The organism is Pseudoalteromonas sp. CO109Y, assembly GCF_004208935.1.
Classification (GTDB): Bacteria; Pseudomonadota; Gammaproteobacteria; order Enterobacterales; family Alteromonadaceae; genus Pseudoalteromonas; species Pseudoalteromonas shioyasakiensis.
The window spans coordinates 115,721-129,037 of record NZ_SGPD01000019.1 but is presented as its reverse complement, the minus strand read 5'-3'; the positions used below and the strand labels follow the sequence as shown (position 1 = coordinate 129,037).

The following is a 13,317-nucleotide window of genomic DNA, read 5'->3' as shown; positions in this document are numbered from 1 at the left end:
TCTAACTTCTAATATCTAACTTCTAATATCTAACTTCTAATATCTAACTTCTAATATCTAACTTCTAATATCTAACTTCTAATATCTATCACTCACTACTCCCTTTATTGATATAACCCAAAGCTAAACTTTAAATCATTGCAAAAGCTGTAATTTGCCTTGTCAGCAGCTAGACTGTTTATTATAGTCATCGTTAATGTCACTTAGTCGCAAGTCCAATGCCTGCAAAGATTTTTTCGAAAGCCAAAATTTTAATAGTTGAAGAGCAGCCACTTGCTCAAAGCTATATGAAACAGTCCTTAGAGGGATTGGGGTTTCGTCAGTTGCGTTTTGCTGAGCATGCAATTGCAGCAAAAGAACAATGTCAAATTGAGCAGTTCGATCTCATCGTTTGTTCATTTAACCTTAGTAAACATCAAGATGGTTATCAGCTTTATGAAGAGCTGAAAACTAAACGTCTTATAAAAAACTCTACCGGCTTTATTTTTATTTCAGCTGAAACAAGTGGCTCGTTAGTTCACAGTGTACTCGAGCTACAACCAGATGATTTCTTAGTTAAACCCTTTACAATTAACGAATTAAAAAATCGTATTGAAAAAGTGTTATTGCGCAAAAGTAACCTACATCAAATTTATCAACTTATTGATGATGGGAATGACTCCAAAGCAATTAAACAAATTGATACCTTGCTGCAAAACAAAGGTAATAGTTACAGCGCCATTCTATTGAGATTAAAAGGCGACGCCCTACTTCGCCTTAAGCGCTTTGAAGATGCCAAAACCTTTTTTAAATCAGTGCTCGATATTCAAAAATTTACTTGGGCAAAAGTTGGTTTAGTCGAAGCGCTTATTGCTAATAATGAACATACCCTAGCACACCGCATGCTTAAGACGATGTTGCAGCGCAGTGAAACTAGACTAGTTGCGCTTGATTTACTGGGTCGATTAGAAATAAAACTCAATAAATTTGATGAGGCACAGGATTTTTTTAGTAAAGCTGTTGAAATTGCCCCGCGTAACATTGACCGCCAGAAAACCTTAAGTCATGTATCACTGCTTAATCACGATTATGAAAAGAATTATTTAACGCAAAAAGACATTGCCAGTTACGCAAAACACTCAATTCACGATAACCCTGATATATATTTAAATGCGGCGCGCGCAGGGATTGATTTTGCTTTAACGACGGATCAAACCGATCAAGTTAATCGTATTTCAAGACAGACAAACCAGTACTTAAGTGATTTAAAAAAGCAGTTTCCGAATAGTAATAATCAAACACAAATTGATGTTCTCAATGCGCGTTTGCATTATTTAAAGGATGAACATCAAAAGGCTAAAGCACTTATCAATCAACTTGATGAAAGTGACACTCAAATTCGTTCAGTAGATGGTGCGCTCGATAAGGCGAAAGCGTTTCATGAGCTTGGTTTTCACCACAAAGCACAGATGCTATTTAACCAAATAATAACTCACTGTGAACGCCACCCATCAGTTAGCGATCCGGTGTATTTACGTTATATTCAACAACAACAAACTGAACGACGAGATATCAAGCTCGGTCCGAAAGAGCTCAATAATCACGCTGTAACACAATTTAATAAAGGTCAGCTCAATACGGCGCTAGAAGCCTTCACCCAAGCATTTAGGATCATGCCTAAAAATGCCAGCATCGCTTTAAACCTACTGCAATGTTTATTCGATACAAATAACCAAGGCCAATCATTTAATTTAGCGCTGGCGAAAAAATGTTTTGCCTTGCTCGATGCGCAAACATTAGAAGATGAACAAGCAATCCGCTTTGAAAAAATTAAAGCCCTGGCTGCAAAGTTAAAAATTAAGCTTGCTGAGTAATTGCGTATGGCATCTTCTTTGTTTAAATTTAAAAAGCCCCTCCTAAGCGTTGCGCTTTTAATATTTTGCCAATACAGCTTTGCCTCAGCAACATTACAACATTGGCAACAAGCCAGTATCAATTGGCAAAGTAAAGCAGGCAGCCATATCAATATTTTGGCTGATGAGCAGCCTGCATTTATGGCGTTAAAACCCTACATTCCTTTATTTGAGCAGCTAACAGGAATTTCTGTTGGCTTTCATGCTTTAGAACAATCACAAATGCGTGTTCGTCGCCATCAAGATTTAAGCGAGGCTTCTGGGCTTTACGATGTACTGCCGATGGGGATTACCTTTTTAGGTGAAGCGCAAAGCCAAGGCTGGATTGAGCCCTTGCAGCCTTACATTGATAACCCAAAACTGACAGACAAAACTTGGTATCAGTTAGAAGACATTAGTGAGCGTAGCCTAGCGCTTTGTAAAATTGATAACACGCTATATTCGTTACCATTTGATTTTTCTGCGCCAATTTATTTTTATCGCAAAGATCTTTTCGAACGTTTTAACTTAGCAGTTCCCGATACCTACGAGCAACTACAAGCAACCAAGGTTAAGTTACAACGAGAAATCGACCGTACTCCTTCTTTAAATGGTATGCATGCATTTGCCTCACGTACGCTGCCGGGGGCAGGATTAAACACTTGGACTGTGTTACCTGTTATGCGTGCTTATGGCGCTGAAGTTATCGACGCGCAGGGCCAGTCTGTTTTTAATAGCCCTGAAACGGCACAAAGCCTACAAGTGTATCGCGACCTAGTAACAGGGTTCGGCAATCCAGATAACAGCCGCTTACTGCATTTTTATGAAATTCGTCGCCTGTTTAAAGAAGGCCGCCTTGCTTCGGCCTTTTTGGCTTCTCATTTTTATAATGAAATAGATACCGCCGAAGAGTCAGATATTTGGAATAAATGGGAAGCAGCCCCCTTGCCTGCAGGTCCAATCGCCAGAGAAACATCTCCTTGGGCATGGGCATTTGCAATTAATAGCAAATCAACTAACAAAGATGCTGCATGGTTATTTATTCAATGGGCAACCAGTGAGCAGACCGCCGCACTACTTAGTACAGGAGGTTCACCGCCTAGACAAAAAGTGTGGCACGAAAAGCTGTTTACTCTAGTAAACAAACCTGGCTTTAATAAAGCCATGTTATGGGTGTTTGAGCATGCAACGCCTGATCGCCTTCAGGCTGGCATGGTCGAGTTTCCAGTTATTGGCGAAATTATTTCGCAAACCTTTAGCCAAATTTTCTATGGTGCAGATATAAAACAATCAATCAAAAGCACAGACGCAAAAATCAACGCTAATATGCAAGCATTAAAAGTACGGAGCAATATTGAGCAATGAGAATTAGTATTGCCCACAAAATTTTAATGATCATTGGCTTTACCATTACCCTTATTTTAGGGGCAAGTACGTCGTTGCATGTAATGGAGCTTAAAGAGCAAACACTTTTGAACATGAGTGAAAAAGCTGATGCGATTGTCTCGCCCATGTTGTCAGAAATAAATAGCCTCACAAAAGATAATACCGTGGGGAGTTGGGTGCTTAAAATTCAGGGTCTTACCCTAAAGAACATATTAAAAAATAATACTTTTGATGATTTAAAAACGATTTACTTTATCGACCAAAATAATTTTATCGCCGCCCACCCGGATAACAGTAAAGTAGATACCCTAGAAACTAACCAAGAGCTGCTAAAACAGCTCAATCCTAAGCATAATGTCATTGTAGCCATGGAGCAGCAATATGTTGTTGCTGTGCCAATTAGCAACTTTCAGGGCGAAAATATCGGTTACGTTATGGTGAGTTTTTCAGATAAAGACTTAGCGTTAAAGACCAAATCGATTATTAGCAATGCGGTTTCGCTGTTTGCTATTTACCTGTTAACCGCACTTATCATCGCCTATATCATTATTCGCCGAATTATTTTGCAGCCCATTGATCAGCTCGTGGAGTTTTCTCATGCCGTGACCACGGGTGATTTAAACTGCCCTATTAATATAAAGAGCCAAGATGAAATAGGTACTCTCGCCAGTGGCTTTAAAATGATGCGCGCTGCGGTTAGACAGCAGATAAACAGCATGCATGAACAACATAGTTTACTTGAAGACACCGTTGCAAAGCGCACTCAAGAGTACCTTGACGCTAAAGAGCAAGCTGAACAATCAAATCAGGCTAAAAGTCGCTTTTTAGCTAATATGTCGCATGAGTTAAGAACTCCGCTCAATGCAGTGCTAGGTTTTAGCCAATTACTACAAGATAGCGAAACAGATAAAAATAAGCGTCGTTACTTAGAAGCAATATCAATCTCTGGTAATTCACTGCTTAATGTTTTGAATGACATTCTCGATTTATCAAAAATCGATGCTGGTAAAATGCAACTCGATATTGAGCGTGTAGAAATCCCTAAAATGTGCCATGAGCTTAATATGATGTTTTTACAACTCAGTGCGCAAAAAGATCTCGACTTACAAATAAGCTCTCACCCAGAGTTAACAACCCCTGTGTTACTTGATAGCAATAAAGTTCGCCAAGTACTAACCAACTTAATCAGTAATGCCATTAAGTTCACTGCACAAGGCAGTGTTAAAGTGTATTTCGATTTTAAAGCCCACGATGACAACAGCAATATTGATATCAAAATTCATGTCACAGACACAGGTAAGGGTATTCCTAAAGATCAACAAGATCTTATTTTTAATGATTTTGAACAAGTACAAGGCCAACGTAGTTCGGAGTTTGGTGGTACGGGTTTAGGTCTTGCGATTTCACTGCGTTTTATCAAGCTAATGGGTGGTGAGTTATCGGTGATCAGCGATAAAGATAAAGGCAGTGAGTTTATCGTGTCTTTACCAAATGTTGAATTAGCTGAGTCTAAAAATGAAGTGAAACATCGTAACTACCCCGCTATTTCGAGCTACCACTTTAATCCTGCTCGCATTTTGATTGTTGATGATATTCCCTACAACCGTGACTATTTAGAGTCCTTTTTATCGCGCTGGAGCTTTACCGTAGACACGGCTATCAATGGTGAAGATGCCCTTAAAAAAATTGAGCAGCATCAGCCTGATTTAATCATCATGGATTTAAAAATGCCGGTGATGGGCGGATTAGAAGCAAGTCAGTTAATTCGCAGTGATGATCGCTTCAAGCATATTCCAATCATTGCGGTTACAGCATCGGTATTAAAAGATGATAAGGCGCAATCCAGTATTTTGACAGACTACATAATCAGTAAGCCAATTCACCGTGAGCACCTTATTTTCATCATTGCTCAATACTTAGATTAGGTAATGATTAGATAGAGATTAAACACGCCTTAGTCGCGTTTTTTCATCGCTATAGCATTCATGCAATAGCGTAAGCCACTTGGCGGTGGACCATCAGGAAATACATGTCCTAAATGTGCATCGCAAACATTACATACGGCTTCAATGCGCTGCATACCATGGCTAGAGTCCGCGATATAGGCAATGCTTTCAACACTGCTAGGCTGAGTAAATGACGGCCAGCCTGTGCCACTATCGAACTTTTCATCGCCATCAAAAAGTAAGTTGTCACAACATACACACGCATATTGACCTGGTTCAAATATCGTACATGAATCAGAGCTGTGCGGACGTTCGGTGCCTTTTAAACGGGTTACATAGAATGCATCTTGTTCGAGCTCAGCTTGCCATTCCGATGGCGATTTTTCGACTCGACGTGAAGGTGTTGGGTTACCGTTATGGGCAAACTCTAAAATATCTTGCCAAGTTAACATAATGCTCCCTCAGGGTTGAATACAACAGTTGCACAGTACATCACAAGCACTACGAAGGGCAAGCAACGTGCGTCTAGTAATTACTGTGTTTGCAGCCGAATATCTATTTGTGCACGTTCACGCTCAGAAAGTAGCTGTGCTAAATGACTATTTATTTGGCTGCTGTTAACACTTAATACGGCTGTTATCAGCTGGTCATTGACATCAGTTACATGGATTATCCCTTCGCCTATTTCAATCTGCTTAATTTGGCCAATTAATACAAACTCAGCTTTGCGTTTAAAATCGAATAAACCAGCCAGACTTATCAGCGCTAGCTGATTTACATCACGCTTTAGTAAATCAGTAATGGGGTTACGCGCTACAAATAACGGAGTTACTCGATAAAGGCTTGATAAAGTAATAAAGCCCCATAACATCACAAACAACGAAAATGTAGCACTGTGCCAAAGTGGCGTAAATACCCATAAAACAATTAATACCAGCGCGATAGTGAGTGAAATTTTTGCTAAAAGCTTATTAATTGCCAACATATTGCAGCCCTATTTCTTTTCAATTGGATCTGGCCAATCATTAAAAAAGACCGACAGATATCTGCTTTTTAATAAATATAACAGTACCCATAAAACCAGCACCATTTGACAGGCTAAGAAAAACGAAAACTGATAGTGACTGTGCGCAGCCTGATAGGTTAACCAACTTAAATCTGTGATTGCACACAAAATTAATGGCCAGCGCATAAATCGCCAAATAGACGCGAGACGTTTGGCACTTTCAGCATTTTCTTGAGGTCGGCGTAAACAAAAGATCACCGCCGGTAATAAGGCGATTGCAGCTATGGCAATGGCTGTAAAGAAATCGCTTTTCGACTTAAAAAACAGCGACATGATATCTAAATCAGGGCGACGGCTGAGCGCCGCCATAATCCATATAAAGTAACTGCGTAACAACACTAACAAAGTTAAATGAAACGCCACTGGGGTTCGATAAGCGCCGTGTTTATCCCAGTATTCTGGACCGTAGCGATTCATATTTGGTTCTTCTTATCGGCAATGATGCCAAGTACAAAAAACGCAGCTGTAAGTGTAAGCGCCAGCCATTTAACACCGAGTAGCAGTAGCAACTTACTTAAAAATGGAGTTACAAACACCACAAGTAAGCCCATGCCAAACCCTGTGACCAACACAAAGCAAAGCACGCGAATAATAAAGTGACGACGCGCGACAAAGTGCTTGGTCACTTTAATAATATCGTTTGCATACAAGGATATAAAACACACCACCAGCAATAATGAAATATTGTAAAGGTGTGGTTGCAGCCAGCTGCCAATTGTTAAAGCAACTGACGACAATGCCTGCAATAGACTATCCATTGTGCTCACTTAAAAGTGCAATGAGGTCAGCCTCAGTTAACACATCAATGCCTAAGTCTTGTGCTTTGGTTAATTTTGAGCCTGCTTTTTCACCCGCAATCAGTGCATCTGTTTTCGCCGATACACTACCCGACACTTTTGCACCTAACGCTTGTAAACGTGCTTTTGCATCATTACGATTAAGCTCACTCAATGTGCCGGTCAGTACGTAAGTTAAGCCAGCTAATGGCTGCGCATCGGCGCTCGGCGCTGTTAATTCTGGCCAGTGAATACCTTGCTCAACTAACGCATTTACAACTGCCATATTGTGCTCTTCGCTAAAGAAGCCACGTACATGCTTAGCAACGATCTCACCTACGTCACTTACTTCAGTTAACGCATCAACGCTTGCTTGAGTGATTTTTTCTAGAGTTAAAAAATGGTTTGCTAAGTTTTGCGCGGTTGCTTCACCCACTTCACGAATACCTAACGAATATAGGAATTTAGCTAAGGTTGTTTGTTTAGCATCTTGTAGTGCATTAACTAAGTTCTTAGCAGATTTAGGGCCCATTCGCTCTAGGGACTCAAAATGCCCTTGTTTAAGGATAAATAAATCAGCAGGCGTTTTGATAAGCTCACGATCAACGAGTTGATCAACAATTTTGTCGCCCAAGCCATCAACATCAAGGGCTTTACGTGACGCAAAATGTTTAATTGCTTGCTTACGCTGCGCTTGGCACACTAAGCCCCCCGTACAACGGGCAACCGCTTCACCTTCAATGCGCTCCACATGGGAGTCACAAATTGGGCAGGTAGCAGGAAATTCAATGTCTTTAGCATCGTCTGGACGACGCTCAAGGACAACTTGGGTAATTTGTGGAATAACATCACCTGCACGGCGAATAATCACGGTATCGCCAATTTTAACGCCTAAACGGGCAATTTCATCGCCATTATGAAGCGTTGCGTTAGATACCGTTACGCCACCTACAAATACTGGCTCTAATCGTGCTACAGGGGTGATTGCGCCTGTGCGCCCTACCTGAAACTCAACATCAAGTAATTGGGTGATTTCTTCCTGCGCAGGGAATTTAAAAGCAATTGCCCAGCGCGGTGCACGTGCCACAAAGCCTAAACGCTCTTGTAGTTTTTTGTCGTTTACTTTAATAACCACACCGTCAATTTCGTAGGCAAGGCTACTTCGACGCGTCAAGATATCTTGATAATAATCAAGTGCAGCTTGCTGACCTTCAACGAGCTTTGTTTCTGGGCAAAGTGGTAAACCCCAATCGGTAAGTTTAGCAAGCTGTTGGTAATGATCTTCTGGTAACTGCCCATCGGCAACAAGCCCAGTGCTGTAGGCATAAAACATCAGTGGACGTTTTGCTGTTACTTTAGAGTCAAGCTGACGTAAGCTACCGGCAGCAGCATTACGCGGGTTAACGAAAACTTTGTCGCCACGTTTTTCGGCTTCACTGTTTAGTTTCGCAAAACCGGCGCTGTCCATAAATACTTCACCGCGCACTTCAAGCTCTGCTGGGAAGTCATCGCCACGTAACTTAAGCGGCACATTACGAATTGTTTTCACGTTTTGAGTGATGTTTTCACCCACCATACCATCGCCACGGGTAGCCGCTTGAACCAAAACACCATCACGATAAATAATCGATACCGCTAAACCATCCAGCTTTGGCTCACAACAAAAAGTCAGCTCATTGTTGTCCATTAAACGCTCTTTGATACGGCGGTTAAATGCGGCAAACTCTTCTTCTGAAAAGGCATTATCAAGTGACAGCATTGGCACTTGGTGAGTGACTTGCTCAAACTTATCAAGTGCTGCGCCACCGACTTTTTGGCTTGGTGAGTCAGGGCTTTGAAACTCAGGATTAGCTTGCTCAAGGGCGCTTAATTCGCGCATTAAACGGTCATATTCAGCATCAGGAATGCTAGGTGCATCCAGCACATAATAATTATGGTTATGCTCTTCTAACTGGGCACGAAGTTGGCTAATTTGCTCAAAGATAGGGCTGGACATGAAAACCTCAAAAATCTACATAAAAAAGCCACTTCGACGACTTAACGCCAAGTGGCCTAATACTTATACTCTGTGTGTGCGACTAAGCTGAAAAGCTGCGTACTTTCTCAACATACTCACGAACGCTTTCAACCGTCATTTCTTCACGGTTGCTATCTAAAATAGTTGCACCAAATTCATCGGCTAGCTTTTTAGCTGCACTGTGCAACATATTGAATGCACTTAGACCGTCACCATCACACGGTAAGGTCATAAATAAGCTAACACCTGCCGTGCTGAACTGTTCCATATTATCAATATCGAACGTGCCTGGGTTGTACATATTCACTAAACGGAATAACACCGGGCCTGTGCCTGCTGGGTCTAAGTGACGGTTAAAGAAACCTTCTTCAGAATACTTAAAGCCTAACATATTAACGGCTGGCAATAATTGGCTGCCATCCATTGTTAAGCCCTCTGGCATTTGTAAATGCACAATAATGAAATCGGTTGGAGCTTGTGCATCTGCTGGCTCTTCTTCAACTTCTTGTTGCTTAGCTTCAGGCTCTTCAACAACCTGTTCTGAAACAGCTGGTTCGTCGTGACTTTCTGCTGAAAAGCTTAAATCACCAAACTCTGGCTCATCACGTTCTTGCGGTTTTGCAGTCGCAGGCTCTTGAACCTCGCTGGTTGTTTCGTTCGGTTCAACCCGTTCAACTGAAGGCGTATCTGGGCTGTCCTTTTTACGCACCGACCATAAGCCGTGAATTAATAAACCACCAATGACAAATACACTGATTACGATTAAAGCCCATCTTAATTCTTCGGCCATCCCCTCACCTTTATTATTTGATATGCCTAAATTTTATGCATGTGCCATTTGCACAGCTTGTTCTATATCTACAGCGACCATACGTGATACACCTGGTTCAGCCATAGTTACACCGGTCAATCTGCCTGCCATTTCCATAGCAATCTTGTTATGACTGATATAAATAAATTGTACTGATTGTGACATCTCTTCTACCAAACGGCAAAAACGACCCACATTCGCATCATCCAATGGCGCATCCACTTCATCTAGCATACAGAATGGAGCTGGATTGAGCCTGAATATTGAAAACACCAATGATAATGCGGTCAGCGCTTTTTCTCCACCACTAAGCAGGTGAATTGTCGAATTTTTCTTGCCTGGTGGCCTTGCCATGATGCTCACCCCACTTTCAAGTAGATCATCACTGGTCAATTCAAGGTAAGCACTACCGCCACCAAACACTTTTGGGAATAACTCCCCAAAGTCTGTATTTACTTGTTCAAAGGTCGCCTTGAAACGATTTTTTGTTTCTCGGTCGATTTTTTGAATCGCCCCTTCAAGGGTATTTAATGCTTGTGTTAAGTCATCAAGCTGCTGATTTAAATAATCGCTGCGCTGTTTAGCCTGCTCAAACTCATCTATTGCCGCTAAGTTCACCGCTCCAAGTTCATTTAATGCTTGCGTGGTTTTTGTAAGCCTCGTTTGCATGCTATTTAAATTGGCATTGTCAGGCAGTTCTTCAAGTACTGTTTTTAAATTTTGTTCCAGTTCTTCAAGTGGCTCTAACGCAGCTTGCGCCTTCACGATTAAACTTTGCTCATCCAATGCTAATGCTTGCAACTGCTCTTGTAACGTCACCAACTCAGATTGCGACGATTTCAGCGCTGTTTGCTTGTCAGCAAGCTCCTTTTTAGCTTGACTCAAGGCCGCTTGCAAGTTTTTCAGCTCAACGTCACTTTGTTGATGCTTTTCAAGCAATAGCATAATTTGCTCTGCTACTTCTTCAAGCGGGATTACTAGCTCTTCTAGTTGCTCGTTGAGCTCTAATACAGCTTCACTAGCAGCACTTTGGGCTGCATTAGCATGCTGAAGTTTGGTTTCGCTAAGTTGACACTCACTGCGAGCTTTTTGTTCGGCCAAATTTGCTTGATGTGCTTGCGTTTTATATTGCTCAAGCTGAGAAGCCACTTGGCGATAGTTGTTATTTGCCTCAGTTTGTTGATGTTTCGCCTGCTCTAACTCAGTTTCAAGTTCTAACTGCTGCTCTAATAATTGCTCAAGTAAAGTCTGCTGCGTTTGTTGCTGTTCTTCAGCACTTTGCTTTTGTTCAGTCAGTAACGTCTGACGCTGTTGTAGCTTTACACGCTGATTTTGCCACTGCGTTTGCTGCTCTAATAGCATATCACGGCGAGTACTGGCCGATGCAATCTGCTGAGCCGCTTGGTGAATTCGTTCTCTGTATTGCTCTTTGTCGGCGATAAGTGTTTTCTTGTGAGCTAGATGCTCATTTAGCAATTGCTGCTTAGTTTCTAATTGCTCGTTGAGTTCTTCATCTAACTGCTGAGCATCACTTAGCTGAGCATGCTTTAAAAGCAAAGAATTGTCGGCGTCTTTATTGGCATCGGTATGAAAGTTACGACCATGCATACAGCCCTCTTCATCAATCACAGCCAGCCAATATGGATCCGCCAAAATAGCGTCATCAAAACAAGGTTGAAATGCAAACCGTGCTAATAAATCAGGGTAAGCACCCGATTCGATATAATTAGCTAATGACTCTTTTGGTAACTCATCATCAGATGCAGGCCAAACACTGTTAGGCTCTTTATGTTGACTGACCTTTAGATGCTCAAGGCCAAGTAGGGCTTGTTCAATTAGCGGCTCAAAGCCAGAAGCCACCTTTAACTGCGCCAATAGAGAGACACTTTCGTTGTCGGTTTGCTCTGATAACAAAGAGTTAAGCGCAGCTATGCTGGCTCTATTTTCATTACTGTGCTGCTGAACCCGCTTTAAGTCCTGCTCTAAGTGCTGTTGCTCTTTATCCGCTTGTTCTAGATTTTGAGTGAGCTTATTCAGCGCACTTTGTTGCTGCGCAAGCTCTTTCGTCAGTGATTGAATTTGCTGTTGTTGCTCAGCAATTTGCGCTGCAACTGGAGTCGCTTCAAGTTCATTAATTTCAGAGGCAAGTTGTGCCTGCTGAGACTCGAGTTGCGCAACAGTCTGGGCAAAGTGAGCCTGTTGACTCTTTGCAACATTAATATCACTGCTATGAGCTTGGCTTTTCTGTAAGGTGCTTTGATATTGCTCATTGGCGCTTTGCGTTTGTTGCTGTTGCTGTGCGACTTGTTCTTCAACCTCTGCAACCTGCTCGGCGCACAGTAAACTTTGCTCAATCGCTTCTTGTAGCTGCTCTTGTAAAATGGCGGCTGAGGCGTGTTGCTCTTCTTGTAGCTCTTTATTTTGTAACTGCAGTTGTTGCTGTTTGATAAGGTTTTGGCTAAGTGTTTGCTGTTGCTGCTTTAAGCTGATCTGTTGCTGCTCTTTGCGAGTTAAATCAGTATGAGTTTGATGCTGAGCCTGCTGTGCGTCTTGCAGTTTTTGCTGCTCAAGCTGCACCTGAGTTTCAAGGCTTGCTAAAACATCATCGTGGCCAGAATGCGCTTCTTTAAAGAACTGGATTTGCTCTTTAAGTTTATTAATTTGCTCAGCTTTATCGATTTGTTGTTGGTGTAACTTCTGCCACTTTAAAACCGCAATTTGCCCTTTTAAGGTGCGCTCAGTGGCTTTTAGTTCTCGGTATTTTTTTGCATCGACTGATTGCACTGCAAGTTTATCGAGTTGTGTTTGCAACTCCTGCCTTACATCAAGCAATCGCTCAAGGTTTTCGCGGGTGCTTTTAATGCGGGTTTGCGTTTCACGACGACGCTCTTTGTATTTTGAAACCCCCGCGGCTTCTTCTAAAAAAACACGTAAGTCAGCCGGTTTGCTCTCAATTAAACGCGAGATCATGCCCTGCTCAATAATCGCATAGCTGCGCGGGCCAAGACCTGTGCCTAAAAAGATGTCGGTAATATCACGCTTACGGCATTTACTGCCATTTAGAAAATAAATTGACTGGCCATCTCGAGTCACTAAGCGCTTGATCGCCACTTGGTTTCGATCAGCAAAGGTATTCGGTAAATGGCCACTGGTGTTATCAAACACCAACTCAACAGAGGCTTGTGAAATAGGTTTTCGATTAGTTGAGCCGTTAAAAATAACATCGGTCATGGCATCGCCACGTAAGTTTTTAGCTGAGCTTTCACCTAGCACCCAACGCACTGCATCAATGACATTTGATTTGCCACAGCCGTTCGGGCCGACAACACATGTCATCTGATCAGGGAATGGGATCTTAGTGGGTTCAACAAACGATTTGAAACCCGCTAATTTTATGGTGCTTAAGCGCATCTAATTGTTTTACCGATTTTTATTGTTATTCTT

At 41.9% G+C, this 13,317-nt stretch carries 10 protein-coding genes; 3 read left to right on the top strand and 7 right to left on the bottom strand.

Annotation, left to right across the window (positions count from 1 at the left end):
* Positions 1-218 precede the first annotated feature (218 nt).
* Genes EXT43_RS08190 through EXT43_RS08180 form a run of 3 tightly spaced genes read left to right on the top strand, consistent with a single transcriptional unit; the run spans position 219 to position 5,182 of the window.
* A complete protein-coding gene (locus EXT43_RS08190; protein ID WP_062566967.1) occupies positions 219-1,853 on the top strand; it encodes a response regulator in 1,635 nt (544 codons plus the stop codon).
* Positions 1,854-1,859: 6 nt separating this feature from the next.
* Positions 1,860-3,236 (top strand): extracellular solute-binding protein, encoded by a 1,377-nt coding sequence (locus EXT43_RS08185; protein ID WP_130166749.1) that lies wholly within the window; start codon positions 1,860-1,862, stop codon positions 3,234-3,236.
* Positions 3,233-5,182 (top strand): ATP-binding protein, encoded by a 1,950-nt coding sequence (locus tag EXT43_RS08180; RefSeq protein WP_062566965.1) that lies wholly within the window; start codon positions 3,233-3,235, stop codon positions 5,180-5,182. The genes EXT43_RS08185 and EXT43_RS08180 overlap by 4 nt, the downstream gene beginning before the upstream one ends.
* A gap of 29 nt (positions 5,183-5,211) precedes the next feature.
* Here the strand turns inward: EXT43_RS08180 and msrB are convergent, their stop codons facing one another.
* From msrB to EXT43_RS08145, 7 genes are all read right to left on the bottom strand, one after another.
* On the bottom strand, positions 5,212-5,655 hold the full coding sequence (gene msrB, locus EXT43_RS08175) for a peptide-methionine (R)-S-oxide reductase MsrB (protein WP_054563630.1): 444 nt from the start codon (positions 5,653-5,655) through the stop codon (positions 5,212-5,214).
* 80 nt (positions 5,656-5,735) lie between these two features.
* On the bottom strand, positions 5,736-6,188 hold the full coding sequence (locus EXT43_RS08170; protein WP_130166748.1) for a hypothetical protein: 453 nt from the start codon (positions 6,186-6,188) through the stop codon (positions 5,736-5,738).
* Positions 6,189-6,197: 9 nt separating this feature from the next.
* On the bottom strand, positions 6,198-6,686 hold the full coding sequence (locus tag EXT43_RS08165) for a DUF2919 domain-containing protein (RefSeq protein ID WP_054553711.1): 489 nt from the start codon (positions 6,684-6,686) through the stop codon (positions 6,198-6,200).
* Positions 6,683-7,027 (bottom strand): DUF3392 family protein, encoded by a 345-nt coding sequence (locus EXT43_RS08160; protein ID WP_130166747.1) that lies wholly within the window; start codon positions 7,025-7,027, stop codon positions 6,683-6,685. The genes EXT43_RS08165 and EXT43_RS08160 overlap by 4 nt, the downstream gene beginning before the upstream one ends.
* The gene (gene ligA, locus EXT43_RS08155) at positions 7,020-9,041 is read right to left on the bottom strand and encodes an NAD-dependent DNA ligase LigA (protein WP_130166746.1); all 2,022 of its coding nucleotides are present in this window, start codon (positions 9,039-9,041) and stop codon (positions 7,020-7,022) included. Before ligA ends, EXT43_RS08160 begins: the two co-directional genes overlap by 8 nt.
* An 82-nt stretch (positions 9,042-9,123) precedes the next feature.
* The gene (gene zipA, locus EXT43_RS08150) at positions 9,124-9,852 is read right to left on the bottom strand and encodes a cell division protein ZipA (RefSeq protein ID WP_062566961.1); all 729 of its coding nucleotides are present in this window, start codon (positions 9,850-9,852) and stop codon (positions 9,124-9,126) included.
* Positions 9,853-9,885: 33 nt separating this feature from the next.
* Positions 9,886-13,284 carry an AAA family ATPase gene (locus EXT43_RS08145; protein WP_130166745.1) on the bottom strand — a complete coding sequence of 1,133 codons (3,399 nt, stop codon included), beginning with the start codon at positions 13,282-13,284 and terminating at the stop codon, positions 9,886-9,888.
* Positions 13,285-13,317 lie beyond the last annotated feature (33 nt).

Bases quoted from the DNA above. Each gene is read 5' to 3' on its own strand.
- EXT43_RS08160 (WP_130166747.1), bottom strand. From the start codon at position 7,027: ATGGATAGTCTATTGCAGGCATTGTCGTCAGTTGCTTTAACAATTGGC.
- EXT43_RS08190 (WP_062566967.1), top strand. From the start codon at position 219: ATGCCTGCAAAGATTTTTTCGAAAGCCAAAATTTTAATAGTTGAAGAG.
- ligA (WP_130166746.1), bottom strand. From the start codon at position 9,041: ATGTCCAGCCCTATCTTTGAGCAAATTAGCCAACTTCGTGCCCAGTTA.
- EXT43_RS08180 (WP_062566965.1), top strand. From the start codon at position 3,233: ATGAGAATTAGTATTGCCCACAAAATTTTAATGATCATTGGCTTTACC.
- zipA (WP_062566961.1), bottom strand. From the start codon at position 9,852: ATGGCCGAAGAATTAAGATGGGCTTTAATCGTAATCAGTGTATTTGTC.
- EXT43_RS08185 (WP_130166749.1), top strand. From the start codon at position 1,860: ATGGCATCTTCTTTGTTTAAATTTAAAAAGCCCCTCCTAAGCGTTGCG.
- EXT43_RS08170 (WP_130166748.1), bottom strand. From the start codon at position 6,188: ATGTTGGCAATTAATAAGCTTTTAGCAAAAATTTCACTCACTATCGCG.
- msrB (WP_054563630.1), bottom strand. From the start codon at position 5,655: ATGTTAACTTGGCAAGATATTTTAGAGTTTGCCCATAACGGTAACCCA.
- EXT43_RS08165 (WP_054553711.1), bottom strand. From the start codon at position 6,686: ATGAATCGCTACGGTCCAGAATACTGGGATAAACACGGCGCTTATCGA.
- EXT43_RS08145 (WP_130166745.1), bottom strand. From the start codon at position 13,284: ATGCGCTTAAGCACCATAAAATTAGCGGGTTTCAAATCGTTTGTTGAA.